The organism is Streptomyces sp. NPDC051104 (genome assembly GCF_040682835.1).
GTDB lineage: Bacteria > Actinomycetota > Actinomycetes > Streptomycetales > Streptomycetaceae > Streptomyces > Streptomyces cynarae.
In genome coordinates this window covers 29,122-53,867 of record NZ_JBFBBS010000016.1, presented here as the reverse complement: position 1 = coordinate 53,867, position 24,746 = coordinate 29,122, and the positions used below count along the sequence as shown (strand labels likewise).

Annotated in this window: 20 protein-coding genes and 7 pseudogenes; 9 read left to right on the top strand and 18 right to left on the bottom strand. The window is 71.7% G+C overall.

What is annotated here, in order from left to right:
* Positions 1-6: 6 nt before the first annotated feature.
* A pseudogene (locus AB0N14_RS22380) lies at positions 7-744 on the top strand (class I SAM-dependent methyltransferase); the annotation flags it as partial.
* A 27-nt stretch (positions 745-771) separates the two neighbouring features.
* On the opposite strand, the gene AB0N14_RS22375 reads toward AB0N14_RS22380, so the two are convergent.
* Together AB0N14_RS22375 and AB0N14_RS22370 are read right to left on the bottom strand one after the other, a co-directional pair.
* Complete coding sequence (locus AB0N14_RS22375; protein ID WP_366027461.1) at positions 772-1,233, bottom strand: hypothetical protein; 462 nt, start codon at positions 1,231-1,233, stop codon at positions 772-774.
* Positions 1,233-1,709, bottom strand: coding sequence for a hypothetical protein (locus AB0N14_RS22370; protein WP_366027460.1), 477 nt, complete (start codon positions 1,707-1,709; stop codon positions 1,233-1,235). Before AB0N14_RS22370 ends, AB0N14_RS22375 begins: the two co-directional genes overlap by 1 nt.
* A 40-nt stretch (positions 1,710-1,749) precedes the next feature.
* Between AB0N14_RS22370 and AB0N14_RS22365 the strand changes: the two genes are divergently transcribed.
* Both AB0N14_RS22365 and AB0N14_RS22360 read left to right on the top strand, forming a co-directional pair.
* The gene (locus AB0N14_RS22365) at positions 1,750-2,718 is read left to right on the top strand and encodes a YafY family protein (RefSeq protein ID WP_366027459.1); all 969 of its coding nucleotides are present in this window, start codon (positions 1,750-1,752) and stop codon (positions 2,716-2,718) included.
* 50 nt (positions 2,719-2,768) lie between these two features.
* Positions 2,769-2,939 (top strand): annotated as a pseudogene (locus AB0N14_RS22360) (hypothetical protein); the annotation flags it as partial.
* 43 nt (positions 2,940-2,982) lie between these two features.
* On the opposite strand, the gene AB0N14_RS22355 reads toward AB0N14_RS22360, so the two are convergent.
* The 3 genes and pseudogenes from AB0N14_RS22355 to AB0N14_RS22345 form a co-directional block, all read right to left on the bottom strand.
* Positions 2,983-4,290 carry a vanadium-dependent haloperoxidase gene (locus tag AB0N14_RS22355; RefSeq protein ID WP_366027458.1) on the bottom strand — a complete coding sequence of 436 codons (1,308 nt, stop codon included), beginning with the start codon at positions 4,288-4,290 and terminating at the stop codon, positions 2,983-2,985.
* A gap of 111 nt (positions 4,291-4,401) precedes the next feature.
* Positions 4,402-4,926 (bottom strand): annotated as a pseudogene (locus AB0N14_RS22350) (cellulose binding domain-containing protein); the annotation flags it as partial.
* Between the two features lie 83 nt (positions 4,927-5,009).
* A pseudogene (locus AB0N14_RS22345) lies at positions 5,010-5,297 on the bottom strand (phytanoyl-CoA dioxygenase); the annotation flags it as partial.
* Positions 5,298-5,421: 124 nt separating this feature from the next.
* Between AB0N14_RS22345 and AB0N14_RS22340 the strand changes: the two are divergent.
* Positions 5,422-6,294: a class I SAM-dependent methyltransferase gene (locus AB0N14_RS22340; protein ID WP_366027457.1), complete on the top strand. Its 873-nt coding sequence runs from the start codon at positions 5,422-5,424 to the stop codon at positions 6,292-6,294.
* 82 nt (positions 6,295-6,376) lie between these two features.
* On the opposite strand, the gene AB0N14_RS22335 is transcribed toward AB0N14_RS22340, so the two are convergent.
* Both AB0N14_RS22335 and AB0N14_RS22330 read right to left on the bottom strand, forming a co-directional pair.
* Positions 6,377-7,069: a glycoside hydrolase family 75 protein gene (locus tag AB0N14_RS22335; RefSeq protein WP_366027456.1), complete on the bottom strand. Its 693-nt coding sequence runs from the start codon at positions 7,067-7,069 to the stop codon at positions 6,377-6,379.
* Positions 7,070-7,241: 172 nt separating this feature from the next.
* The gene (locus tag AB0N14_RS22330; RefSeq protein ID WP_366027455.1) at positions 7,242-8,078 is read right to left on the bottom strand and encodes an aldo/keto reductase; all 837 of its coding nucleotides are present in this window, start codon (positions 8,076-8,078) and stop codon (positions 7,242-7,244) included.
* Positions 8,079-8,903: 825 nt separating this feature from the next.
* On the opposite strand from AB0N14_RS22330, the gene AB0N14_RS22325 reads away from it, so the two are divergent.
* Entirely contained in the window at positions 8,904-9,689 is a 786-nt protein-coding gene (locus tag AB0N14_RS22325; protein WP_366027454.1) for a Tat pathway signal sequence domain protein, read from the top strand.
* 28 nt (positions 9,690-9,717) lie between these two features.
* On the opposite strand, the pseudogene AB0N14_RS22320 reads toward AB0N14_RS22325, so the two are convergent.
* From AB0N14_RS22320 to AB0N14_RS22310, 3 genes and pseudogenes are all read right to left on the bottom strand, one after another.
* Positions 9,718-10,019, bottom strand: a pseudogene (locus AB0N14_RS22320) (IS200/IS605 family accessory protein TnpB-related protein); the annotation flags it as partial.
* A gap of 129 nt (positions 10,020-10,148) precedes the next feature.
* Positions 10,149-11,975 (bottom strand): AMP-dependent synthetase/ligase, encoded by a 1,827-nt coding sequence (locus tag AB0N14_RS22315; protein WP_366027453.1) that lies wholly within the window; start codon positions 11,973-11,975, stop codon positions 10,149-10,151.
* Positions 11,976-12,303: 328 nt separating this feature from the next.
* Positions 12,304-12,828 (bottom strand): annotated as a pseudogene (locus AB0N14_RS22310) (MFS transporter); the annotation flags it as partial.
* Positions 12,829-12,859: 31 nt separating this feature from the next.
* Here AB0N14_RS22310 and AB0N14_RS22305 point away from each other — a divergent pair.
* A pseudogene (locus AB0N14_RS22305) lies at positions 12,860-13,480 on the top strand (Lrp/AsnC family transcriptional regulator); the annotation flags it as partial.
* Here AB0N14_RS22305 and AB0N14_RS22300 read toward each other — a convergent pair.
* Positions 13,481-14,344, bottom strand: coding sequence for a LysR substrate-binding domain-containing protein (locus AB0N14_RS22300; RefSeq protein WP_366027452.1), 864 nt, complete (start codon positions 14,342-14,344; stop codon positions 13,481-13,483).
* Positions 14,345-14,526: 182 nt separating this feature from the next.
* Between AB0N14_RS22300 and AB0N14_RS22295 the strand changes: the two genes are divergently transcribed.
* On the top strand, positions 14,527-15,540 hold the full coding sequence (locus tag AB0N14_RS22295) for a bile acid:sodium symporter family protein (protein ID WP_366027451.1): 1,014 nt from the start codon (positions 14,527-14,529) through the stop codon (positions 15,538-15,540).
* Between the two features lie 103 nt (positions 15,541-15,643).
* Here AB0N14_RS22295 and AB0N14_RS22290 read toward each other — a convergent pair whose 3' ends face one another.
* Positions 15,644-16,561 (bottom strand): zinc-binding dehydrogenase, encoded by a 918-nt coding sequence (locus AB0N14_RS22290; RefSeq protein ID WP_366027450.1) that lies wholly within the window; start codon positions 16,559-16,561, stop codon positions 15,644-15,646.
* Between the two features lie 83 nt (positions 16,562-16,644).
* Here AB0N14_RS22290 and AB0N14_RS22285 point away from each other — a divergent pair, with 83 nt between their 5' ends.
* Together AB0N14_RS22285 and AB0N14_RS22280 are read left to right on the top strand one after the other, a co-directional pair.
* Positions 16,645-17,082, top strand: coding sequence for a MarR family transcriptional regulator (locus tag AB0N14_RS22285; protein ID WP_366027449.1), 438 nt, complete (start codon positions 16,645-16,647; stop codon positions 17,080-17,082).
* A 19-nt stretch (positions 17,083-17,101) separates the two neighbouring features.
* Entirely contained in the window at positions 17,102-17,629 is a 528-nt protein-coding gene (locus AB0N14_RS22280) for an isochorismatase family protein (RefSeq protein WP_366027448.1), read from the top strand.
* A gap of 23 nt (positions 17,630-17,652) precedes the next feature.
* Here the strand turns inward: AB0N14_RS22280 and AB0N14_RS22275 are convergent, their stop codons facing one another.
* The 6 genes from AB0N14_RS22275 to AB0N14_RS22250 all read right to left on the bottom strand — a co-directional run bounded on the left by AB0N14_RS22275 (position 17,653) and on the right by AB0N14_RS22250 (position 24,682).
* The gene (locus AB0N14_RS22275) at positions 17,653-17,925 is read right to left on the bottom strand and encodes an SDR family oxidoreductase (protein WP_366027447.1); all 273 of its coding nucleotides are present in this window, start codon (positions 17,923-17,925) and stop codon (positions 17,653-17,655) included.
* A gap of 327 nt (positions 17,926-18,252) precedes the next feature.
* The gene (gene fdhD / locus AB0N14_RS22270) at positions 18,253-19,101 is read right to left on the bottom strand and encodes a formate dehydrogenase accessory sulfurtransferase FdhD (RefSeq protein ID WP_366027446.1); all 849 of its coding nucleotides are present in this window, start codon (positions 19,099-19,101) and stop codon (positions 18,253-18,255) included.
* A gap of 7 nt (positions 19,102-19,108) precedes the next feature.
* Entirely contained in the window at positions 19,109-19,969 is an 861-nt protein-coding gene (locus tag AB0N14_RS22265; protein WP_366027445.1) for a 2Fe-2S iron-sulfur cluster-binding protein, read from the bottom strand.
* Positions 19,966-21,789 carry an NADH-ubiquinone oxidoreductase-F iron-sulfur binding region domain-containing protein gene (locus tag AB0N14_RS22260; protein WP_366027539.1) on the bottom strand — a complete coding sequence of 608 codons (1,824 nt, stop codon included), beginning with the start codon at positions 21,787-21,789 and terminating at the stop codon, positions 19,966-19,968. Before AB0N14_RS22260 ends, AB0N14_RS22265 begins: the two co-directional genes overlap by 4 nt.
* A gap of 5 nt (positions 21,790-21,794) precedes the next feature.
* Positions 21,795-23,714, bottom strand: coding sequence for a molybdopterin-dependent oxidoreductase (locus AB0N14_RS22255; RefSeq protein WP_366027444.1), 1,920 nt, complete (start codon positions 23,712-23,714; stop codon positions 21,795-21,797).
* Positions 23,711-24,682, bottom strand: a complete 972-nt coding sequence (locus tag AB0N14_RS22250; RefSeq protein ID WP_366027443.1) for a 2-dehydropantoate 2-reductase — start codon at positions 24,680-24,682, stop codon at positions 23,711-23,713. The genes AB0N14_RS22255 and AB0N14_RS22250 overlap by 4 nt, the downstream gene beginning before the upstream one ends.
* Between the last annotated feature and the right edge of the window lie 64 nt (positions 24,683-24,746).

Below are 24,746 nucleotides of genomic sequence, written 5' to 3'. Positions count from 1 at the left end.
CAGCACGTGCTGGACTACGAGAAGGAGGCCGCGGAGTACGACGCCCTGCGCGGCGGCGAACCCCGGGCCGCCGCGGCGGCCGACGCCGCGCTCCGACTGGTACCCGAGGGTGCCGGCCGACTCCTCGACGTGGCCTGCGGCACGGGCATCGTCAGTCGGCGGCTCGCGGCCGCGCGGCCCGGGCTTCGGGTCGTGGGCGCGGACCTGGCGCACGGGATGGCGTGCCGGGCCGCCGCCCGGCTGCCCGGTGCCGTCGTTCTCGCCGACAGCCGCCGACTGCCTTTCGCAGACGGGGCGTTCGACGCGGTCACCAGCGTGTGGCTGCTGCATCTCCTGGACGGCCCCGAGGCGGTACGGGCCGTGCCGGCCGAGTGCGCCCGGGTACTGCGGCCGGGCGGTGTCCACGTCACCACCGTCGACAAGGCCGCCTCCCACAATGTGGGCAGCGACATCGACGCCGTGCTCGCCCCCCGCCCGCGCCGGCCCGCGGACGACGCCGCCGAGGCGGTCGCGGCGCACGCCGCCGCCTGCGGCCTGGTCCCGGCCGGAGGGGCCCGCTTCACCGGGACCGGCCAGGGCCGCAGCCCCCGCCGCCCCCTGGCGGACCTGCGCCGCGGCTGGTTCGTCACCCTGGCCCCCGGCGACCCGCTCACCGAACGGATCGCCGGCGGACTCGCGGCACTCCCGGACCAGGACCGGCCGCGCCCCGACCCGGTGTTCACCCTGCGGGCGTTCCGCAAGGCCGGACTCCGACGAGGGGACCTGGTGGCCTCAGGCGGCCCTGCTGAACTCCATGACCCAGTTGGTCACCCAGGTCTCCCCGCCGTCCACCGAGAACGCCTGCTCCCAGCGGGCGGCGGTGGGCGAGACCCCCGACCACACGAACCGGACCCGCACGTCCTTGCCGTCGTGCGTGTCGTCGCCGTGGAACTCGCCCCGGTCGCCGTCGAACTGCCCGATCACGGGCGGGAACAGCTTTCCGCTGGCGCTGGAGGACCAGTTCAGCGACCACTGCTGGGTCTCCCGGTCGAACAGCCTCAGGGTGAGTCCCTTCGACCCCAGGTGCGGCATGTCGATCTCGTCGATGTTCGCCGCCCCGTCGAACAGCGGCCAGCAGCAGTGCGTCGCCGGGAACTCCTCCCAGTCGCTGCCGGGGTCGAGGAAGTCGGTCCGGCGGCGGTTGAGGACCTGCCACTCGCCGTGGAAGAAGTCGAAGTCGTGCGGGCTGCTCATCAGCGGTCTCCTGTCGTGCCCTCGGGCAGGGAGTCGGTCAAGTAAGCGTTGAGATCGGGGACGTCGGGTGCGAGCAGATGCCGTACCCAGGCGTCCCGTTCGTGCAGAACCGGCGGCAGCTCCCAGACACAGCCGATCCACGGCCGCTCGGTCAGGACGAAATGAGCGGTGTCCCGGTCCGGGCAGCCGAGCACAGGCTGGCCGGCCGCCGCGCCACGGAAATGCAGGACGTTGTCCCACACCCAGCTGTACGCGTTCAGATAGGCGCCGTCGTCGTCGCCCCGGTGCAGCACGACGAACGTCGCGGGCGGCGTGGCGTCCGGCTCGGGCAGCAGCTGGGGCAGCATCGCGTACGCCGCCTTCTCGACGTCGGACGCGATGCCGGCGGGGTCGGCGGTGACGTGGTAGCGCTTGATCCACCGGCCCGCCACCTCGATCGGCGGCGGCACGGTGAGGAGTTTCTCCCTGAAGGCCATGTCAGGGACGCTAACGCCGGTTCCCTGACATCCTGTGTCAGTGAAGTCCAGTCGGCTCGTCTCCATCCTGCTGCTGCTCCAGACCCGCGGCCGGATGACCGCCGCCCAGCTCGCCGAGGAGCTGGAGGTCTCGGTGCGCACCGTCTACCGGGACGTCGAGGCGCTGCACGCCGCGGGCGTCCCGCTCTACGGCGACGCCGGGCACGCGGGCGGCTACCGGCTGCTCGACGGCTACCGCACCCGGCTCACCGGACTGACCGCGGGCGAGGCCGAGGCCCTGTTCCTGTCCGGCGCCCCGGGACCGGCCGCAGCGCTCGGACTGGGCTCCGTCCTCGCCGCCGCCCAGCTCAAGGTCCGCGCCGCGCTGCCGCCCGAACTGCGCGTGCACGCCGACCGGATCAGCGGCCGCTTCCACCTGGACGCCCCCGGCTGGTACGCGGACGCCGACGAGGCCCCGTTTCTGCCCGCCGTCGCGGACGCCGTCTGGAACAGCCGTGTGCTGCACGTCCTGTACCGGCGCTGGCGCGAACCCACCGATGTGGAACGCCGTCTGGAGCCGTACGGACTCGTGCTGAAGGCGGGGCGCTGGTACGTCGTAGCCGGGCCGGGACCGCGCACCTTCCGCGTCGACCAGGTCCTCGAACTCGGCTCGAGCGACGAGGAGTTCACCGTCCCCGAGGACTTCGATCTGGCCGCCTACTGGGCGGCGTACCAACGGGATTTCCACGACCGGCTCTACCGCGGAGAGGCGGTCGTCCGGCTGGCTCCGGGTGCGCGGCTCACCGGACCGGCGGGGAGGGCGGTCGAAACCAACGGCCGTGAGACGGACGACGGTTGGACTTCGGCCACCGTACCGATCGAGTCCGTCGAGCGCGCGCACGGCGAGTTCCTGAGTCTGGGCGCGGACATCGAGGTCCTGGAACCCGAGGAGTTGCGCCGGCGGATCGCCCGGACGGTGTCCGAGCTGGCCGAAAGATACGGCAACTCCATTGCGGGCGACGGCGACTGAGGACACGTCAATCCCCCGGCCCCCCTCAGGAGGTCCCCGTTCAGCATCCGCACTCCACGCCGTACGAGACCAGCAGACGGATCACCACCCTGCTGCACGACACCCAGTACCGCACTGCGCTGGCTTGGCAGAACACCGGCTACAACCAGCCCCCGCACCCGGGCTTCTTCATCGGGGACGGGATGGTGACCCCGCCCCGGCCGGCGGTGTACGCGCCGTAGGAACCGCGAGGCGCGCGCGTCGCCCAGGCGCGTGCTCCTCGGATCAGCGGTGCGGGCGCAGCGGTCGGAAGTAGTGGGTCAGCGCCCAGGTGCCGATCCGCTTGCCGGCCTGGGCCCCGGCCACGTCCGCCGAGCGGAAGTGGATTCCGGCCCACACACGCGCGTCGATCATGTCCTGGTCGAACTGGTCGGCGTATGCGTAGTGCCGGGTGGTGCCGGTGATCTCGGACGGGATGTTCAGGTCCAGCCGTGTGGTGCCGAGGATTCCGCTGAGGGTCCGGGTCACCGCGCCGGTGACCGTGGTGTGGCCGCTGAGGTAGTCCGGGTGCGGTGGCGTGACGAGCAGCGGCTGCCACTGCGGGTCGGCCCGGGTCGCGGGGTTGCCGTCGGTGTCGGCCAGTTGGACGGCGGTGATGGGCCGCCAGCGTCCGTACCGGAGCTTGGCGTCCCAGGCGGTGATGACGGCGTCGGTCGCCGACGTGTTCGCCGCGGCGAACACGCGTGCCGTCTCGGCGATGCCCAGGTGGTGCCGGTCGGTGTAGTCCCTGAGCGCCGCCTGGATCTGTGTCACCAGACTGCCCCCGAAGAACAGGGCCGTCTCGGTCTGGAGCGCGGTGCGGGGCGAGCCGGTCTTCGCCCCCATGCACTTCACCTCGTTCAGGTCCTGGGCATAGCGCGCCGAGGGCAGGGTGGGTGGCGGGCCGGGACGGAACTGCTCCGGGGAGAGCAGCAGCACCGGGCGCAGCCTGCCGAGCCAGGGGTCGATGAAGGGCAGATGGCCGGGCGGGGTCGGCCGCCAGACACCGGGCGCCGGCGGGGCGGTGAACTGCACGGGCGCGTCCCGGCCGTCGCCTACGCGCAGGGTGATGATGCGGTCGGCGGCGCGCTCTCCGAAGTCCACGCCCTGTGTCTTCGCCGTGCCGTCGGGAATCCTGGCGAGCCAGTCGGCGTAGGCGGCGTCGAGCCCGGCCCGGGAGGCGGGGAAGTAGGTGAGCAGGACACGGTGCGCCGCGGCCACGGCCGCCGCCTCGGACGATGCGGTGGAGGGGCCGCGTTCCTGCCACTTGTACGTGGCGTAGTCGCCCTGGATGCCTACCACGGCGTTGTAGACGGCGGCCGAGACGAACCCGTGCCAGACGACCGCCTGGCCCGATGGGCGGGCGGGGCCGAGGTTGGTGGCGATGGTGTCGGTGGCGATGGCGTTCCACGCGCGGATGGCCGCGGGGTCCGCCGGAGGGACCACGTGACGGGCGGCGGTGGCCGGGGACCCGGACAGGACGGTGACGACGAGAAGCAGGAGCGAGGTGACGGCGCCGAGGGCGGCGGACCTGCCGGAACGAGAAGCTCCCATGACCGGCATAACCGTCCGGCGTGCGCATGGTCACGCCGACGGCTGGGGCGCGTGCCGTGCGCACGGCACGCGCCCCAGCCGTCAGCTCACCGTGCGGGTCTGGTCGTTCACCGGCGCGCTCGTGTCCGTGCCCGGCAGCGTCGTGTCATCGTAGAACTCGACCTTACTGATCGTCACGTTGTCGGCGGCGGCGGCCGTCGTGGCCGGGTGCGGGACCGCGTCGCCCTGCGTATACACCGCGCCGGCGGCCGGGCTGGTCAGCACGGTGACCGGCGGCTGGTGCGCGCCCGCGCAGGTCGTGCCGTTGACGGCGAAATTCGCCGGTGCGGCGTTCGTCCCGCCGGAGGTGAACTGCGCGCCCGTGTTCGCGGCGGCCCCAGCGGCGAACGTGCCGTTCCAGGAGGCGTTCTTCACCGTGATCGACTTGCCGGACTGGGACCAGGTGCCGCTCCACCCGTTGGTCAGCGCCCGGTTGCCCGTGTAGTCGTACGTCAGCGTCCAGCCGTTGATGGCGTCGGCGCCGCGGTTGGTGATCGTGAGGTCCGCGGTGAAGCCGGAGCCCCAGTCGTTGGTCTTGTAGTCGACGCTGCACTGAACTGCCGCCGCATGGGCGGGAGTCGCGCCGTTCGCGAGCATCGTCAGGGGGAGTGCGAGTGCCGCCACGGCGGCGGTCCAGAGCCGCCGCTCTCGCGGCGTCTCCGTCCTTGGGCATGTGCTGGTCAGCCCTCCCGGGTCAGGCCCCGGCGGATCGCGAACTCGACCGGTGAGTAGTCGCCGTCCGGCCGCTGAAGCTCATAGGGGACGGCCGGCATCAGCGGCGGCTGGGCCATGAAGCGGGGACGGGTGCCGTGGTTCGGCTGGGCCGCGTGCACCGGGAACGGGTGGCAGAGGTAGACGTCGCCGGGGCTGCCGGTGGCGTAAGCGAGCGGACGGTGCGCGGAGGCCTCGACGACCTGCGGGGCGATCTCCAGCATGGACACACCCTCCTCGCCGTAGGGCTCAAGGACGGGGCCATCCTTGGCGACCGGTCGGCGACGGTGCACCCCTTTTTTTGCCGTACCGGCAACAGAAGTTGCCCCCTCACGGTGCGTCGGCGCAGGCTGACGGCACCGAGAAGAGAGGGTGACCACCATGGCGCACGAGCACCACGACCATCACGCGCACGCCGACGTCGACTGGGCCACGATGGCCCCGCTGCTGGAGTCGCAGGCCGAACTGCTCACCCCCATGTACCGGCGGATCGCGGGCTGGCTGGGAGAGCGCGGTGCGCGGCCGGGGCTTATCGTCGACGCCGGCAGCGGACCGGGAGCCGTCACCTGCGTCCTCGCCGAGGCCTTCCCGGACGCCCGGGTCGTGGCGGCCGACGGCTCCGAGCCGCTGCTGGAACGCGCCCGTATGCGGGCCGCCCGGCTGGGGCTGGCCGACCGCTTCAGCACTCTGGCCGGCGAACTCCCGGGTGTGCTCAATGAGTTGGAGTACCCGGCGGACCTGCTGTGGGCGAGTCGCAGCCTGCACCACCTCGGTGATCAGCGCGCGGCACTTGCCGCTTTCGCGGATCGTCTCGCTCCCGGCGGGGTCCTGGCGCTGCTGGAGGGCGGCCTGCCCCCGCGCTCGCTGCCGCGTGACATCGGCATCGGACGCCCGGGTCTGGAGGCCCGGCTGGACGCGGTGGAGACCGAGCGGTTCACCACGATGCGCGCGGAGCTGCCCGGCGCGGTCACGGAGACCGAGGACTGGGCCGCGCTCATGACCTCCGTCGGGCTGCGCGCACCGGTGACCCGCACCTTCCTGTTCGAGCTGCCCGCCCCGCTCTCCGACGAGGCCCGCACCTGCGTCGTCGCCGAGTTCCAGCGCCGTCGCGACAAGCTCGCGGACGGCCTGGACGCGACGGACCGCGCGACCCTGGACCGCCTCCTGGACCCGGACGACAAGGCGAGCCTGTACCACCGCCCCGATGTCCACGTGCTGGAGGCGCACACGATGCACACCGCCGTCAAGGCTTGACCTGGAGAGCGCTCCACGACCGGTCGGCCGGCCCGACTGACGTATGCCGGGCGCCCGGTGGCGGGCGCCCGGCATCACGGGCTCAGTTGTTCTGGAGGAACTGCTTGGCCAGCGACTCACCGCGGGACACCGCCGCGCTGTGGCTCTCGATCGGTGATACCTGCGAGTTCTTGAACAGGATGTACGTCACGCCGGAGTCCGCCCCGCCGGTCGCCGGGTCGGGGTCGATGCCGAGCGCCTTCGCGGTGGCGTAGGACGCCTCGCCGATGATCTTTGTGGGGCCGGTGTCGCCGACGACCGCGTACTCGACCTTGTTGTTGTAGATCACGGCGACCACGCCACCGCCCTTGATGCCGGAGCTGGAGTACTTCCAGATGCTGTCGGCGCTCGGCACGACGACGTACGGCAGCGAGTCGGCGAGCAGCGGCTTGCCGTCGGACTGGTGGAACGCGGTGTCGTCCTGGAACCAGGGGTCGGTGTCGCCGTTGCACTTGCCGGTGACCTGGCCGTCGCAGTCGATGTCCATGTCGGCCTTCCAGAACACCGCGCCGTTCTTGCCGCAGACGGGGACGGTGGCCGAGGTCTCGTCGTCGGTCTTGTACTTGCCGTTCGATATCTGCGAACAGGACGTCACCTTGGCGAGGAGGTCGGCCGCGCTGACCGCGCCCTCCTGGGCGGACTTGGGGGCGGCTCCGGAGGCGTTCGCGGGGAGCACGGCGGTGGCGAGGAGTGCGGCGCCGGAGGCCGCGGCGAGGGTCAGTGGTCGAGTGCGCACTGTGGGGGACCCTTCTGTTAGGAAAGTTTCCTTACCGGGTGCCGTACAAGGTGGACCCGTCGGCATGCCCTCGTCAAGCCCCCGTCTTTTCCGCCCTCAGCGCCTTCGGCAGACAGCGACGCGCCCCGGAGTCGCCGTGGCGGCGGTCCGGGGCGCGTCGTTCAGTCGTCGGTCAGCCCATGTCGAACGTCGCCGGGTTCGGGCCGAGGCGACGGTCCTCGTTCAGCGCGCTGATCGCCGCCATGTCCTCGGTGTCCAGCGAGAACTCGAAGACCTCGATGTTCTCCCTGATCCGGGCCGGGGTCACGGACTTCGGAATCACGATGTTGCCGAGCTGGACGTGCCAGCGCAGCACGATCTGGGCCGGGGTGCGGCCGTGCTTCTGCGCGATGGCGACGATCGCCGGCACCTCGAGGAGGCCCTTGCCCTGGCCGAGCGGCGACCAGGCCTCGGTCGCGATGCCCTGCTCCGCGTGGTACTCACGGGCGGCGTGCTGCTGCAGGTGCGGGTGCAGCTCGATCTGGTTGACCGCCGGGATGACGGAGGTGGCCTCGATCAGCGTCTCGAGGTGCTCGGGAAGGAAGTTGGAGACGCCGATCGCCCGGGCGCGGCCGTCCGCGTGGAGCTTCTCGAAGGCCTTGTACGTCTCGACGAACGTACCCCGGGACGGCAGCGGCCAGTGGATCAGGTACAGGTCCACGTACTCCAGGCCGAGCTTCTCCAGCGACGTGTCGAAGGCGCGCAGCGTGGCGTCGTACCCCTGGTCGCTGTTCCAGAGCTTGGTGGTGATGAAGAGGTCCTCGCGGGGGATGGCGGACGCGGTGACGGCCTTGCCGACGCCCTCCTCGTTGCCGTAGATCGCCGCTGTGTCGATGCTGCGGTATCCGGCCTCCAGAGCGGTGGTGACCGCGCTCTCCGCCTCGTCGTCCGGCACCTGCCAGACGCCGAAGCCCAGCTGGGGCATCTCGACGCCGTTGTTCAGGATGATCGGGGGGACCTTGCTGCTCACGAGCTCTCGATCCTTCAGTCGTCGGGTGGTGCTCCTATCGTCAACGATCACCACCTTACGTGCATTTCTGACCGGCGGGTTCCCCGCCAAGTCTCGACGACAACCACACATTGGCCGGAAATGGATCCGACCTTATCGGTCCGGACCATTGACCGGGCCACGCGCCATCCCGTAACTCTGTATCGCGGCACCGAACGTGATGCTGAACACGGTGCATGTATGTGAACAACGCGCCTGCCTGGCCCTGCCCTCGGCCCACCCACCCCCACTCGCTGGAAAGCAGGTACGCACACATGAACGAGAAGGCGTACGCAGCCTGCCGACTGGAGCAGAGCTCTCGGGAAACATCGGAGGAAAGGGGCCCGACAGGCCCCTGACTGACCGGGACCGCGGGGCATGGTGACCCACGGAGGGCACATCCCCGCCGCCGCGCGGGAGTTGGCGGCAGACCCGTTGGAGCTCGTGGACGGTATCGCGAGCCGTGCGGAGCCGGCTCAGGCGCCGCCGCCCCGCTCCCCAAGCGCTCCGCTCCCGCTCCCCGGCCGGGAGGCCGCCGAGCCGTACCGCACTCGTGCCGCCATCGCGCCCATCGCACCCAGCGCGCCAACTAGAGCGTCCTAGCCGTCCTAGCCAGGCTGTCCGTCGGCTCCGCCGGATGCACCGACCTCGCCGACCTCACCGACGTCCCCGTCGGCACCGACATCGGCGACCACGCGTACTACGTCGCCCGCACCGGGCCACCGACGACCTCCACGGTCTGGGCGCCTTCCGATCACGAACGAGCAACTCCGGACGACACATCCCTTCGCAGCGAGGTGAACAGTCATGAGCCCCACCAGAAGAACACTGCTGAGCGCGGCCCTCGGCGGTACGGCGGCCGCGGCGGTCGGTCTGCCGGCGGCCACGGCGCGAGCGGCCTCCTGGCAGTTGAAGTGGTCCCCCTCGGCGAGGAACGACGGCCTCGGTGCCTTCGAGGCCGTCGAGGACGACCGCGCCGACTCCCACCCGGCCGGGCACCCGCACATCTTCGCCACCGGCGACAACTGGCGCTTCAACATGCACACGGTCGACCGCGACACATCGACCGACCGGCAGCGCCAGGAGGTCACCGGGCTGCGCATGAGCAGCAGCGGTTACCTCAAGTGGACCGAGGGACAGACCTGGCGGATCACGTACTCGATGTACATCCCCAGCTCCCTGAAGGCGACCACCACCTTCACCCACATCATGCAGATGAAGCAGCCCGGCACCGGCACCTCCCCGATCGTCGTGCAGTCGCTGCGGCGCGTGAACGGCGTGCAGACCATCGAGCTGAAGCTGGCGATCGACGACATCCTGGTCGGCCGGACCAACCTGGAGCCGCTGCACGACAAATGGACCGACGTCGACTTCCAGATCAAGGTCGGCGACGGCTCGGCCGGTTCGGTTCGGTGGATCCTCAAGAGCGGCTCGACCACCGTCATCGACAAGTCGAAGACAGGCGTCGACACCTTCCTCGCCGACCGGGTGCGGCCCAAGTGGGGCATCTACCGCTCCCTGGGCGACACCTCCGGGTCCCTGCAGGACACCTACCTCCTGCTCACCAACCTCCGCGGCTACCAACTGGCTTGATGAGCCGCGGTGGCCTGGAGAACCGTTCCTAGAGACTGAGCGGGAGTGAGTCCTGGGGCCAGGGCTCGTGCTCAGCCGTGTGCCCCGAACGGTTGTGGGCACGCTGGTCGCCCGCTTTGGCTCCGCAGCCGGCGCCGGCGGATCGTGTCCGTGGTCCGGGAATGCGGGGGCGGGTTCCTCACGTCCCAGGACAGCCGGTGCGGCCTGGACGGTCCGTTGCCCCGCACGATCGCTCCGGTCGTGTGGGGGCGGTGCCGTCCGTCGCCGGATCGAGTGTCCCAGGGCGCGCCTTCCGATCGCCACGGCTGCAGCCTGGTGGCGGGTGGTCTTGACGCGTCCAAGTGCTGTCAATCAGCAGCAGTTCCCAACCCCCGCCGGACTTGGATCGGAACGTCCGCACGCCACCCGCGAAGGGGGGACGGTCAAGCCGGCCCGAGGGACACGGGCGCTGTGCCGGGCTCAGGTCCGGTACAGCGCCTCGACCTCGTTCGCGTACGCGTTCTCGATGGCCTTGCGCTTCAGCTTCAGCGACGGCGTGAGGAGCCCGTGCTCCTCGGTGAACTGGTGGGCGAGGATGCGGAACGTACGGATCGACTCGGCCTGCGAGACCAGCGTGTTCGCGGCGACCACCGCGCGCCGCACCTCGGTCTCCAGGTCCGGGTCGCGCACCATCTGGGCCGGGGACAGCTTGGGCTTGCCCTGCATCTGCAGCCAGTGCTCCACGGCCTCCGAGTCCAGTGTGACGAGCGCGGCGACGTAGGGGCGGTCGTTGCCGACGACGATGCACTGCGCGACCAGCGGGTGGTCCCGTACGCGCTCCTCGAGCAGCCCGGGGGAGACGCTCTTGCCGCCGGAGGTCACCAGGATCTCCTTCTTGCGCCCCGTGATCGTGAGATAGCCGTCCTCGTCGAGGGAGCCCAGGTCGCCGGTGGCGAGCCAGCCGTCGTGGAGGGTCTCGTCGGTGGCCTTGGGGTTGTTGAGGTAGCCCTGGAAGACATGGGGGCCGCGCAGCCAGATCTCGCCGTCGTCCGCGATGTGCACGGTGGTGTCGGGGATGGCCTGGCCGACCGTGCCGTACCGGGTGCGCTCGGGCGGGTTGGCGGTCGCCGCCGCCGTCGACTCCGTCAGCCCGTAGCCTTCGTAGATGTGCACGCCGGCGCCCGCGAAGAACAGGCCGAGCCGGCGGTCCATCGCCGAGCCGCCGGACATGGCGTGCCGTACCCGGCCGCCCATCGCGGCGCGGATCTTGGCGTAGACGACCTTGTCGAAGAACTGGTGCTGCATGCGCAGGCCCGCCGACGGGCCGGGGCCGGTGCCCCACGCCTTCGCCTCCGTCGCGTCCGCGTACTTCACGGCGACCTCGACCGCCTTCTCGAAGGGCCCGGAGCGGCCCTCCTTCTCGGCCTTGCGGCGGGCCGCGTTGAACACTTTCTCGAAGATGTACGGCACCGCGAGGAAGAACGTCGGTCTGAACGCGGCGAGATCGGGGAGCAGCGCCGCCGCGTTCAGCTGCGGCTGGTGGCCGAACTTGACCCGGCCGCGGATGGCCGCCACCTCGACCATCCGCCCGAAGACGTGCGCCAGCGGCAGGAACAGGAGGGTCGCCGCCTCGTCGCCGCGCTTGGTGTGGAACACCGGCTCCCAGCGCTCGATGACCGTGTCGGCCTCGAACATGAAGTTGCCGTGCGAGAGGACACAGCCCTTGGGGCGGCCGGTGGTGCCGGAGGTGTAGATGACGGTCGCCACCGTCTCCGGGGTGACCGCCTGCCGGTGCCGGTGCACCACCTCGTCCTCGATGTGCGCGCCCGCGTCGTACAGCTCCTGCACGGCGCCCGCGTCGAGCTGCCACAGCCGGCGCAGCTGCGGCAGCCGGTCGATGACCGTGGCGACCGTCATCGCGTGGTCCTCGTGTTCCACCATCGCGGCCACCACCTGCGCGTCGTGCAGCATCCAGAAGACCTGCTCGGCCGACGAGGTGGGATAGACGGGGACGACCTGGGCGCCGATCGACCACAGCGCGAAGTCGAAGAGCGTCCACTCGTAGCGCGTACGGCACATGATCGCGACGCGGTCCCCGAAGCGGACGCCCTGGGTCAGCAGACCCTTGGCGAGCGCCAGCACCTCGTCGCGGAACTCGGCGGCGGTCACGTCGCGCCACCGGCCCTTCTCGTCCTTGCGGCCGAGGGCGACACGGAGCGGATCTTCCTGGGCATACTCGAAGACGACATCGGCCAGGCCGCCCACCGGCGGCGCCGACGCCAACGGAGGGTTGGTGAACTCGCGCAATCCCCGCTCCCGGCTCCTTGGTTCGCCTGCGAGGTGCCCCAGCCGGTCAGGCTCACTGGTGGCGCTCCGCACAGCGCCGTGAAAGCTACCCCACCCAGGGGCCCGGCGGGAGAGGGCTGGAAACCCCGGAACTCCTCACAAACGCACAGGTCAGCCACGGAAAATGCGAGCACAAGGGGAAGGGGCGGACAGAATCCCTTACGGCGGCGTAAGTTCCGGTTCCGTAATCTCCACGGAATCTGTACGGGGCGGTTACCGCGCCGCACGCCCTACTGACGAGTAGGGCGGGGCGGTGGCCGGTGCCTTCCGCGGCCACCGCCCCCGGCGGTCACCCCTGCCGTACCACTGTCTTCTTCAGCGTCCGCGGCGCCGATCCTGTCACTCGGTCCCGCGGCTGCCGCACCAGGACCAGCACGGCCGCCCCCGCGACCAGTCCCACCACGCCGGCCGTCACGAGCGCCGCGTCGAGTCCGGAGGCGAAGGCGGTGCGCAGGGCGTGCTCGGAGAACGTGCCGCTCAGCGCCCCGGCGCCGCCGCCCGCCAGGGTGTGCGCCGCGTCGTGCGGCAGCGCGCCGCCCATCCGCGAGGTCAGGACGGTACCGAAGACGGCGACCCCCAGCGCGTACCCCAGCTGCCGGACCGTGTTCACCGCACCCCCCGCCATGCCGGCCCGCTCGGGCGGCACCGCGGCGAGCGCGGCCCCGGCGACGGTGGGCGAGACGAACCCGGTGCCCACGCCCACCAGGACGAAGCCCGGCACCAGCACCACCCAGCCGGAGCCCGCGTCCAGGACGGCCTGGCACAGACACCCCGCCGCCGTCAGCAGCAGCCCGCCCCCGATGGTCAGCCGCGCCCGCGCGTGCGCCGAGGGCGGACTGCGGGTCGTGGTGATCCGCGACGCGCCCCGCACCCCCAGCGTGGTGGAGATCCGCGCCCACCAGGTGCTCCACCGGTTCTACGGCGGCGTCGACGGCTGGGTGCGCAAGTTCGGCGCCCTCACCGCCGACCAGATAGCCGCCCTCCGCCCCCGTCCGGCGCCCGTCCCGGGACCGGCCCGCATCGACCCGGAGGACGAGCCCCTGCTGGCCGTCCTCGAGCGGGACGGGCGCGCCGGCTACCCGGAACTGCAGCGCGCCACCGGCCGCTCGGAGTCCGCCGTCAAGCGCCGCCTGGCGTCCCTGATCGCCTCCGGTGCCGTGTACATCGACGTGGAGTACGACAATGAGCTCCTGGGGTTTCCCGTCGCGGCAGTGCTGTGGATCACCGCCGCCCCCGCCGCCCTGCACTCCGTCGGCCAGGCGCTCGCCGGCCACGACCGGATCGCCCACGCCTCCGCGACGGCGGGCCCCTCGAACATCGTGGCGACCGCCCTGGCGAGGAGCACCGCGGACCTCTATGCCTATCTGAACGGGCCCCTTGGGCACCTGGACGGTGTCCAGCACGTGGAGGTGACGCCGTTCCTGCGCCGGGTCAAGCAGCTCACGTATCCGCGGCCGGTGCGGTGACTACCGTCGGTGCAGCCGGTCGCCACCCGCGAGGATCGTCGACGCCAGCGCCTGGGCCGCGCTGTGGGCGGGGCCCCGGCGCTCTGCGTGGACCAGGACGAAGTCGACCTCACCCAGGTCCGGCAGGCCCGCACGCTCGGGGATCCTGAACAGGCCCGGAGGGATGAGGCCCCGGGAGTGGGCCATCACGCCGAGGCCGGCGTGGGCCGCCGCGATCAGGCCGTTGAGGCTGCCGCTCGTGCAGGTGATGCGCCAGGCCCGGCCTTGTTTCTCCAGGGCCTGGAGGGCGCGGGCGCGGGTGATGCCCGGCGGCGGGTAGACGATCAGCGGAACCGGGCGGTCGGGGTCCAGGCGCAGTCGCTCCGCGCCGATCCACACCAGTTTGTCGTGGCGGACCAGTTCGCCGCGCGGGTCCTCGGGGCGCCGCTTGGCCAGCACCAGGTCGAGCCGGCCCGCCGCCAGCCGTTCGTGCAGCGTGCCCGACAGCTCGACCGTCAGCTCCAGATCCACCTCGGGGTGCTCGTACCGGAAGCCCTCGAGGATCTCCGGCAGCCGGGTGAGCACGAAGTCCTCGGAGGCGCCGAACCGCAGCCGGCCGCGCGGCCGGGTCCCGGTGAAGAACGCCGTCGCCTGCTCGTGCACCTCCAGGATCCGCCGTGCGAAGCCGAGCATCGCCTCGCCGTCCTCGGTCAGCTCCACTGAGTGCGTGTCCCGCAGGAAGAGCGGGCGCCCGGTCGCGTCCTCCAGCCGCCGCACGTGCTGGCTCACCGTGGACTGGCGCAGTCCCAGCCGCCGGGCGGCTTGCGTGAAGCTCAGCGTCTGGGCCACCGCGAGGAACGTACGCAGGTGGGAAGGGTCGTACATGGCTGAAGTTTATCGTGGAACGCGATGACAGTCAGAGCGGCATGAGGGATTCCCGATCACCGGCCGGAAGAGGATGATGGAGAGGGCACGACCGTGCCCCGCACCGGGCACGATGGTGCCCCTGCCCCGGACGTACAGCGAAGTAGTGGAGCACTGTGAAACGCCTGCGATGGCCGCGTCGGATGCCCGTCGATCCGTACATCCTCCTGTTGCTGGGGACCGTGGGGCTCGCCGCCCTGGTCCCGGCGCGGGGCGCGGGCGCGAGCGTCACCTCCGGTGCCTCCACGGCCGCGATCGCCTTCCTCTTCTTCCTGTACGGCGCCCGGCTCTCCACCCGTGAGGCGCTGGAGGGACTCCGGCACTGGCGGCTCCACGTCACCGTGCTCGCCTGCACCTTCGTGATCTTCCCGCTGCTGGGTCTGGCGGCCCGTGGCCTGGTGCCGGTGTTCCTGACGCACAACCTCTACACCGGGCTGCTCTTCCTCACCCTGGTCCCCTCCACCATCCAGTCGTCGATCGCCTTCACCTCGATGGCCCGCGGCAACGTGCCCGCCGCGATCTGCGCGGGCTCCTTCTCCTCCCTCGTCGGCATCGTCATCACCCCGCTGCTCGCGGCGGCTTTGCTGGGCAACAGCGGCGGCGGATTCTCGGCGGACTCGCTCGTCGAGATCGTGCTGCAGCTGCTGGTGCCGTTCCTCGCGGGACAGGTCCTGAGGCGCTGGATCGGCGGGTTCGTCACCCGGCACAAGAGGGTGCTCGGGCTCGTCGACCGCGGCTCGATCCTGCTGGTCGTCTACACCGCGTTCAGCGAGGGCATGGTCCGCGGTATCTGGCACCAGGTGAGCCCGCTCCGGCTCGGTGGCCTGCTCGTCGTCGAGGCCGCGCTGCTCGCCGTGATGCTGGCGCTGACCTGGTACGGCGGCCGCGCCCTCGGCTTCGGCCGGGAGGACCGGATCGCGATCCAGTTCGCCGGGTCGAAGAAGTCCCTCGCCTCCGGGCTGCCCATGGCGAGCGTCCTGTTCGGCGCGCAGGCCTCCCTCGCCGTGCTCCCGCTGATGCTCTTCCACCAGATGCAGCTCATGGTCTGCGCGGTGATCGCCAAGCGCCGCGCCCACGACGCCGGCAGCCCCGCGGTCGGCCCGGAGCCGGCCGCGGCATCACGAACCGCGGTCGGCACGGCGACACGTGCCGGCTGAGGTTCGCCCGCTCCGACCGTGGTGAGACCCTTGGTGCCCGAGACACGGTGGTCAGTAGCGGGCCTGCTTACAACCGAACCGCCATCGGCCGGCCACTGGCGGCTCAGGGGCGCAGCACCACCTTGCCGAGGTTGCCGCGCGACTCGATGACCGCGTGTGCCTTCGCCGCCTCCTCGAGCCGGAACTCGGCGTGCACGACGGGCTTCAGCGCGCCCTCGGCGAACAGCCGCCACAGCTCCTGCCGCCATCGCTCGTACCGCTCCGGCTTCCCGCGGGCGATCCGCGCCATCTGGAAGCCGATCACGGACTTGGCGCCCACCAGCAGGTCGTACGCCTGAACGGTCCCGCCGCCCGAGCTGTACGCGACGAGCCGGCCGCCCGGCGTGAGCGCGGCGACGGCCGGGCCGAGCAGGTCGCCGCCCACCGCGTCGAGGGCGTAGTCGACGGGCTCACCCCACGCGGGGGCGTCGTAGACGACCACCTCGTCGGCGCCGAGCGCGCGCAGGAACTCCGCCTTGCCGGCGCCGGACACGGCGCCGACGACGCGGGACGCCCCGCGCACCCGGGCCAACTGCACGGCGAGATGGCCGACGCCGCTCGCCGCCGCCGTGACCAGGGCCGACTCGCCCGGCTCGGGGCGTGCCGCCTGAAGCGCGCCCAGCGCGACCAGCCCGCTGCGAACCAGCGCGACGGCGTCGACGGCGCTAGCCGTACCGGGGACCGGAGAGGCCATGGCCTCGTGCAGGACGGCGAAGTCGGCATAACCGTGCCCGAAGCACAGTCCCGTCACCCGGTCGCCGGTCCGGAAGCGGGTGACGCCGGCGCCGGCCGCGACCACCTCGCCGGCGATCTCGCCGCCGAGCGCAATCGGCTCGGCGGCCTCGGTGACCTTGCGCACGACGGGCAGCGTGACCCCGACGGCCTCGCACCGCACGAGGAGTTCGCCGGGGCCCGCCTCGGGGACGGGTGCCTCCTCCAGGAACAGGGGGCCGCCGGTGGACTCGTACCGGACGCGACGCATCGCACCTCCAGGGATCGTTGGGAGTCCCAACGGCATCGGAAAACTCATAGGGACTCCCAACGATTTTTCGCTAAGCTGTGGCCGTGGCCGAAGCTCCTCTCCCCGCGATCCGCTCCCTGCCGAGCTGGCTCCTCGGACGTGCCGCCGCCCGCGGTCGCGCCCTGGTGGCCGACGCCCTCGCCGCCGAGGGCATGAAGATGTGGCACCACGTGGTGCTCTCCGCCGTCCGCGACCTCGCCCCGGTGGCCCAGGCCGACCTCGGCCGCGGCATCGCGCTCGACCCGAAGGATCTGGTCGGCATCCTCCACGACCTGCAGGCGGCGGGTCTCGTCCTCCGCGAGCCCGATCCCAAGGACCGCCGCAAGAACGCGGTGTCGCTCACCGAGGAGGGCGCCCGGCTGCTGAAGCGCTGCGAGAAGGCGGCCCGCGAGGCGAACGACGCACTGCTCGCCCCGCTCTCCGCGGCCGAACGCGACCGGTTCATGGATCTGTTGATCCGTATTTCCGGCACGGACGGCTGACGACGGCTAACGTTCCGTGATGACCGCAGCCGACGCACTCGATCCGGCGCGCACGGCCCTCGTGCTCGTCGACCTGATGGACCGCATCGTCGCCCTGCCTCTGGAGCCACGCAAGGGCACGGACGTCCTCGCCACGGCCGAGGGGCTGGCGGACGCCTTCCGCTCGGCCGGCGCTCCCGTCGTCCTCATCCGCGTCGAGCGGCCCGGCGTAGCCGAACAGCCGCCCGGCAGCGGCCTGGTGGCCGACCTGCTCCGGGACGGTGACCTCGAGGTGGTGAAGCGGACGATCGGCGGCTTCCAGGGCACCGGCCTGGACGAGCGCCTGCGCGAACGCGGCATCATCACCCTGGTGTTCGGCGGCATCGCCACCAACCTCGGCGTGGAGTCCACCGCCCGTGCCGCCGCCGACCTCGGTTACGACCTCGTCTTCGTCGAGGACGCCATGGCCGCCTTCACCGCCGCCGAGCACCAGGCGTCGGTCGGGCTGGACTTCCCGCGCCTCGGATCGGTCGTGGCCGCCTCGCAGGTGCGGCTCACGACCGGTTGACACTGAGCCGGTGTCCCCGGCTCTCAGACCAGCAGCCCGCCGCCGTCCACGACCACCACCGAGCCCGTGCTGTAACCGCCGCGCATCGGATACAAGTACGCCTCTGCCACGTCCTCCGGCGTGCCCACCCGGCCGACGGGCAGCGCGGCCGCGCTCGACTCGAACAGGCCGCGCCGGTCCTCCTCGGTCATGTCCCGCCGCAGCTCGGTGTGGACCACGCCGGGGGAGACCACGTTGACCCGGAGCGGAGCGAGCTCCAGGGCCAGTGCCCGGGTGAGCGCTCCATCGCCCCGCACAGGCTCGCCGCGACGGTCGTGCCCGGCAGCGGGCGCTGCCCCGCGATCCCGGTGGTCAGCACCACGGAGCCGCCCTTGCGGATCGAGGGCGCGCCGTGCTTGACGGCCGTGTACGCGCCCCACAGCCGGGTGTCCAGGAACCGCCTGGCCCGCGGAAGCGCGGCGATGCCCGCAGGGCATCGCCACCGGAACGGCGGAAAGGGCGACCGGAGATCTCGGCCTGCGCAAGGTCCGCTGCTTCGGGCGCGAGGGCGCAGCAGGGCCCCGGCGGCGCAGGGGGCGCTCCCCGCCGGCCGGGGTCCCCGCCGCCGTGTCGCGGGGAGGCGGTCAGCCCTGGGCGGCCGTGGCCCCCAGGGCGATGCGGTCCTCGCCCGCGTACACGTTCATGGAGCTGCCCCGCAGGAAGCCCACCAGGGTCAGCCCGGTCTCCGCGGCCAGGTCCACGGCCAGCGAGGAGGGCGCCGACACGGCGGCGAGGACCGGGATGCCCGCCATCACGGCCTTCTGCGCCAGCTCGAAAGAGGCTCGGCCCGACACCAGCAGGATCGCGCGGGACAGCGGCAGGTCCCCGTTCTGCAGGGCGCGGCCGACCAGTTTGTCCACCGCGTTGTGCCGGCCCACGTCCTCCCGCACGTCGAGCAGCTCGCCGTCCTCGGCGAACAGGGCCGCCGCGTGCAGGCCCCCGGTCCGGTCGAAGACCCGCTGGGCCGCGCGCAGCCGGTCCGGGAGGCTCGCCAGCAGTTCCGGCTCCACCCGCACCGGGGGCGTGTCCGCGATCGGCCAGCGCGTCGTCGTACGGACCGCGTCCAGGCTGGCCTTGCCGCACAGGCCGCAGGATGAGGTCGTGTAGACGTTGCGCTCCAGCGTGATGTCCGGGATCGCGACACCGGGCGCCGTCTTCACGTCCACCACGTTGTAGGTGTTGGAGCCGTCCACGGTGGCGCCCGCGCAGTAGACGATGTTCTGCAGGTCACGGTGGTCGCCCAGCACGCCCTCGCTGACCAGGAACCCGGCGGCGAGCGCGAAGTCGTCGCCGGGTGTGCGCATGGTGATCGCCAGCGGCTTGCCGTTGAGCCGGATCTCCAGCGGCTCCTCGGCGACCAGCGTGTCCGGCCGGGTGGAGACCGCCCCGTCCCGGATGCGGATCACCTTGCGTCGTTCCGTGACTCGTCCCATGTCCTGATCAGCCTCGGTTCTGTACGTGCTGGTAGCCGAAACGGCCCTTGATGCAGAGGTTGCCGTGTGTCACCGGGTTGTCGTGCGGGGAGGTGACCCTCACGATCTCATTGTCCTGCACGTGCAGCGTAAGGTTGCAGCCCACACCGCAGTAGGCGCAGACCGTGGTGGTCCACGTCTGCGCCGACTCGTCCCACGTACCCGCCGCGCGCATGTCGAACTCCGACCTGAACGACAGCGCGCCCGTCGGGCACACCTCGATGCAGTTGCCGCAGTACACGCACGCCGAGTCGGTCAGCGGCGCGTCGTGCTCCACGGCGATCCGGGCGTCGAAGCCGCGCCCGGCGACGGAGATGGCGAAGGTGTTCTGCCACTGCTCGCCGCACGCGTCCACGCACTTGTAACAGAGGATGCACTTGCCGTAGTCGCGCACGTACAGGTCGTTGTCGATCCTCGGCTGCTCGTCGACGCGGGCCGCGTCCGGGCCGAAGCGGTCCGGTTTCGCCTCGTACTCCTTGATCCACTCGGCGGCGCCCGGCGTGGTGGACAGGTCCACCGAGGATGCGAGCAGTTCGAGCACGACCTTCCGGCTGTGCCGGGTGCGCTCGGTGCCGGTCAGCACCTCCATGCCCGGCTCGGCCTTCCGCGAGCAGGCCGGGACGAGGGTCCTCGACCCCTCCACCTCGACCACGCAGACGCGGCAGGCGTTCTTCGGAGTGAGCGTGTCGCCCTGGCAGAGGGTCGGCACGTCCTTCCCGGCGGCACGGCACGCGTCCAGGATCGTCGAGCCCTCGGGCACCCTGACCTCCTGCCCGTCGAGAGTGAACTCGACGGGCCTGCGCGGCACCCCCAGCGGTATCGCGGTCATGCGTACGCCCCCAGACGGTCGATGGCGGATTCAACGGCGTTCCACGCCGTCTGCCCGAGACCGCAGATCGAGGCGTCCCGCATCGCGCGGCCGACCTCCCGGAGCAGGGCGATGTCGTCGGCGGCGTCGGCGCCCGTACGCTCCACGATCCGCTGGAGCGCCTCCTGCTGGCGCACGGTCCCCACCCGGCACGGCACGCACTGCCCGCACGACTCGTCGCGGAAGAACTGCGCGATGCGCAGCAGCAGCCGAGGAAGGGGAACCGTGTCGTCGAAGGCCATGACGACGCCCGAGCCGAGCGTCGTGCCCGCCTGCCGTGTGCCCTCGAAGGTGAGCGGGATGTCCAGCTCGTCGGGGCGTACGAAACCGCCGGCCGCACCGCCCAGCAGCACCGCGCGCAGCCGCTCCCGCGCACCGGCGAGCGTCAGCAGCTGGCCGAGCGTGGCGCCGAACGGAAGCTCGTAGACCCCCGGCCGCTCCACGCTGCCCGACACGCAGAACAGCTTCGGCCCTGTGGACGTCTCCGTGCCGACCGCCGCGTACGCGGACGCGCCCATCGTGAGGATCGGCAGCACATTGACCAGGGTCTCGACGTTGTTCTCCACCGTCGGTTTGCCGAACAGGCCCTTCTCCACGGGGAACGGCGGCTTCGAACGCGGCTCGCCCCGGTACCCCTCGATGGAGTTGAACAGGGCCGTCTCCTCCCCGCAGATGTAGGCGCCCGCCCCCCGCCTGATCTCGATGTCGAAGGCGTATCCCTGGCCCAGGACGTCGTCACCGAGCAGGCCCCGCGCGCGTGCCTGCGCCAGGGCGTGCTCCAGGCGGCGCAGTGCCCGCGGGTACTCGCCGCGCAGATACAGATGGCCCCGGTGCGCTCCGATCGCGTACCCCGCGATCGTCATCGCCTCGACGAGCGCGTACGGGTCGCCCTCCATGAGCACGCGGTCCTTGAAGGTGCCCGGCTCGGATTCGTCGGCGTTGCAAACGAGATGGTGCGGGTGGTCGGGCTGGGACGCGGTGGCCTGCCACTTGCGGCCGGTGGGGAAGGCCGCGCCGCCACGCCCGAGCAGACCGGATTCGGTGACCTCGCGGATCACCCCGGCGGGGCCGAGTGCGAAGGCCCGGCGCAGGGCCGTGTAGCCGCCGTGGGCGCGGTAGTCGTCCAGGGAGGAGGGATCGACGACGCCGACCCGGCGCAGCAGCATCAACGACGGGTCTCCGGCCTGGGGCACCGTCGTCGCCGCCTGCGGCTCCTCCGGTGCCGAGTCGGGCGCGGTGGCGGCGAGGACGGCCCCCTCCACCGTCCCCGGCGCCGACACCGCCGTACGCACCGGGTCGCCCGCCCTGATCGCGAGCGCCGCCGGGGCTCGTTCGCACAGGCCCAGGCACGGGCTGCGCTCGACGCTCACCCCGCTGCCGGGGCCGAGCCGCGCCTCGACGCCGGCGCACAACTCGCCCGCCCCGCCGGCCACGCAGGCCAGGTCCGTGCAGACGTGCAGCACGGTCGCCGGGCGGGGCCCGACCGAGAACATCGCGTAGAACGTGGCCACGCCGTACGCCTCCGCCGGCGGCACGGTCAGCCGCCGGCACAGGTAGTCGAGGCCGCCCTCGCTGATCCAGCCGACCCGGTCGTTGAGCGCGTGCAGCCCCGGCAACAGCAGATCGCGGCGGTCCCGGGCCGCGCGCCCGCCGCGGGCCCACCTCAGGTCGGCGCCCGTACGGTCGGCGCCCTCCCACGAGGACTCCGGCGGGCCCAACAGGGCGTCGACGGCTGCCCGTTCCTCGTCCGTCGGCTTGCTGTCACCGAAGTGCAGGTCCACTTGCGTCACCTCACGATGGTCGCGACGGGCAGCTTCTCGATCCGGATCGCCGACGCCTTGAACTCCGCCGTGCCCGCGATCGGGCAGTTCGCCTCGATCGTCAGCTGGTTGGTGTCCACCTCGTCGGGGAAGTGCATGGTCATGAAGGCGAGCCCGGGCCTGAGGCCGGTGTCGATCCACACCGGGGCGACCACGGACCCGCGCCGCGAGGTCACCCGCACCTCCTCGCCGACGACGACCCCGTAGCGCTCGGCGTCCTCCGGGGACAGCTCCACGTACTCGCCGCGCCGGAGGGGGGATGCGTAACCGCCGCTCTGCACCCCGGTGTTGTACGAGTCGAGCCGCCGCCCGGTGGTCAGCCGGATCGGGTACTGCTCGTCGGTGAGGTCGACGGGCGGGTCGTGCCGGACGATCCCGAACGGTGCGGGCCTGCCGCGCCTTTCCGGGTCCGTCTCCCACAACCGGCCGTGCAGGTAGGTGGGTTCGAGCCGGTCCGTGCTCGGACACGGCCACTGGATGCCCTGGTGCTCCTCCAGACGCGCGTACGTCATCCCGTAGTGGTCCGGCGACACCGACCGCAGCTCGTTCCACACGGCCTGCGCGTCGGCGTACTCCCACTCGTGGCCGAGGCGTGTCGCCAGGTCGCAGAGGATGTCGATGTCCTCGCGCGCCTCACCGGGCGGCGTGACCGCACGCCGTACCCGCTGCACCCGGCGCTCGCTGTTGGTCGTCGTGCCTTCGGTCTCCGCCCAGCCGGCCGTCGCGGGCAGCACCACGTCCGCCAGCTCGGCGGTCTTGGTCAGGAAGATGTCCTGCACGACGAGGAAGTCGAGCTGCCGCAGCCGCCGCACGGCCTGTTCGCTGTCCGCCTCCGACTGCGCCGGGTTCTCCCCGATGCAGTAGACCGCCCGGAGCGTGCCCTCCTCCATCGACTCGAACATCTCCGTCAGGTTCAGCCCGTAGTGCGGCTGGATGACGGTGTCCCAGGCGGACTCGAACCGGTGGCGCGCCTCGGGGTCGAGGATGTCCTGGAAGCCGGGCAGACGGTTCGGGATCGCTCCCATGTCGCCGCTGCCCTGCACGTTGTTCTGGCCGCGCAGGGGTTGCAGCCCGGAGCCGTAGCGGCCCACGTGACCGGTGAGCAGAGACAGGTTGATCAGGGCGCGGACGTTGTCGGTGCCGTTGTGGTGCTCGGTGATGCCGAGGGTCCAGCACAGCTGGGCGCGCTCGGCGCGGGCGTAGGCGTGGGCCAGCTCGTGGATGGCGCGGGCCGGTACGCCCGTCACCTTCTCGGCGAGCGACAGCGTCCACGGCTCGACCAGCGCCTTGTACTCCTCGAAGCCGGTGGTGGCCCGCTCGACGAACGCCTCGTTGACCAGGCCGGCGTGGATGATCTCGCGGCCGATCGCGTGCGCCATCGGGATGTCCGTGCCGACGTTGAGACCGAGCCAGCTCTCCGCCCACTCGGCGGTGGACGTGCGGCGCGGGTCGACGGCGTACATCCGCGCGCCGTTCCTGATGCCCTTCAGCACATGCTGGAAGAAGATCGGGTGCGCGAAGCGGGCGTTGGAGCCCCACATCACGATGACGTCGGTGTGCTCGACCTCCTCGTACGACGAGGTCCCGCCGCCCGAGCCGAACGCGGCCGACAGGCCCGCGACGCTCGGGGCGTGGCAGGTGCGGTTGCAGGAGTCGACGTTGTTGGTGCCCATCACCACCCGGGCGAACTTCTGCGCCACGTAGTTCATCTCGTTGGTCGCGCGGGCGCAGGAGAACATGCCGAACGCGCCGCGGTTGCGGGTCAGGCCCCGGGCGGTTCGGTCCAGCGCCTCCTCCCACGTCGCCGGGCGGAAGGGCTCGTCGCGGGAGTCACGGACGAGCGGGTGGGTGAGCCGGGTGTAGGTCTTCGGTTCGCGTTTCCTCATGCGGCGCTCCTCAGCGCGAGCAGGTCCGAGATGGCGTGCACGGTCCGCAGGGTGGGCACCTCGACGCCGGTGATCTCCGCCAGCTCGACGACGTCCGCGAGGAGTACGTCGAGTTCGAGCGGTTTGCCGCGCTCCAGGTCCTGGAGCGTGGAGGTGCGGTGGTCACCGACCCGCTCGGCGCCCGCGAGGCGCTGTTCGATGGAGACGCCGACCGTGCAGCCGAGGGCCTCGGCGACCGTGAGCGTCTCGCGCATCATGATCTCGATGACCCTGCGGGTGCCGCCGTGCAGACACATCTGCCGCATGGTGGCGCGGGCCGGCGCGCTGATCGGGTTGAAGGAGATGTTGCCGAGCAGCTTGACCCAGATGTCGCTCCGCAGGTCCGGCTCGACCGGACACTTCAGGCCGCCCGCCCGCATCGCCTCACCGAAGGCCGGACAGCGCTCCGAGATGCTCCGGTCCGGCTCGCCGACGGAGAACCGGGTGCCTTCCCAGTGCCGTACGACACCGGGGCCTTCGAGTTCGGTCGCCGCGTACACCACACAGCCGATGGCCCGTTCCGGCGCGAGCACCGCACCGACCGTGCCGTCGGGGTCCACGCTCTCGAGGCGACGGCCGTCGTAGGGGCCGCCGTGGCGGTGGAAGTACCACCAGGGGATGCCGTTCTGGGCGGCCACGACCGCTGTGGTGTCGTGCAGCAGCGGCTCGATCAGCGGCCCGCACGCCGCGTACGAGTGGGCCTTCAGACCCAGGAACACATAGTCGACCGGGCCGATCTCGGCCGGGTCGTCGGTGGCGTGGGCGTGCGCGGTGAAGTCGCCGCGCGGGCTGCGCACCCGAACTCCGTGCCGCCTCATGGCCGCCAGACGCCGTCCCCGGGCGATGAGGTGCACATCGGCGCCCGCACGGTGCAGTGCGGCGCCGACGTAGGCGCCGATCGCACCGGCGCCGAGAACTGCGACTTTCACAGGACACTCCGTTCGGTCGAGGGAGTACCGCGGAGGTGGCAAGAACTGCCAAGAGGGTCGAGTA

Coding starts and splice junctions, on each gene's coding strand:
- AB0N14_RS22280 (WP_366027448.1), top strand. CDS start 17,102: ATGACCGCAGCCGACGCACTCGATCCGGCGCGCACGGCCCTCGTGCTC.
- AB0N14_RS22325 (WP_366027454.1), top strand. CDS start 8,904: ATGAGCCCCACCAGAAGAACACTGCTGAGCGCGGCCCTCGGCGGTACG.
- AB0N14_RS22265 (WP_366027445.1), bottom strand. CDS start 19,969: ATGACCGCGATACCGCTGGGGGTGCCGCGCAGGCCCGTCGAGTTCACT.
- AB0N14_RS22355 (WP_366027458.1), bottom strand. CDS start 4,290: ATGGGAGCTTCTCGTTCCGGCAGGTCCGCCGCCCTCGGCGCCGTCACC.
- AB0N14_RS22300 (WP_366027452.1), bottom strand. CDS start 14,344: ATGTACGACCCTTCCCACCTGCGTACGTTCCTCGCGGTGGCCCAGACG.
- AB0N14_RS22375 (WP_366027461.1), bottom strand. CDS start 1,233: ATGAGCAGCCCGCACGACTTCGACTTCTTCCACGGCGAGTGGCAGGTC.
- AB0N14_RS22255 (WP_366027444.1), bottom strand. CDS start 23,714: ATGAGGAAACGCGAACCGAAGACCTACACCCGGCTCACCCACCCGCTC.
- AB0N14_RS22290 (WP_366027450.1), bottom strand. CDS start 16,561: ATGCGTCGCGTCCGGTACGAGTCCACCGGCGGCCCCCTGTTCCTGGAG.
- fdhD (WP_366027446.1), bottom strand. CDS start 19,101: ATGGGACGAGTCACGGAACGACGCAAGGTGATCCGCATCCGGGACGGG.
- AB0N14_RS22295 (WP_366027451.1), top strand. CDS start 14,527: ATGCCCGTCGATCCGTACATCCTCCTGTTGCTGGGGACCGTGGGGCTC.
- AB0N14_RS22340 (WP_366027457.1), top strand. CDS start 5,422: ATGGCGCACGAGCACCACGACCATCACGCGCACGCCGACGTCGACTGG.
- AB0N14_RS22370 (WP_366027460.1), bottom strand. CDS start 1,709: ATGGCCTTCAGGGAGAAACTCCTCACCGTGCCGCCGCCGATCGAGGTG.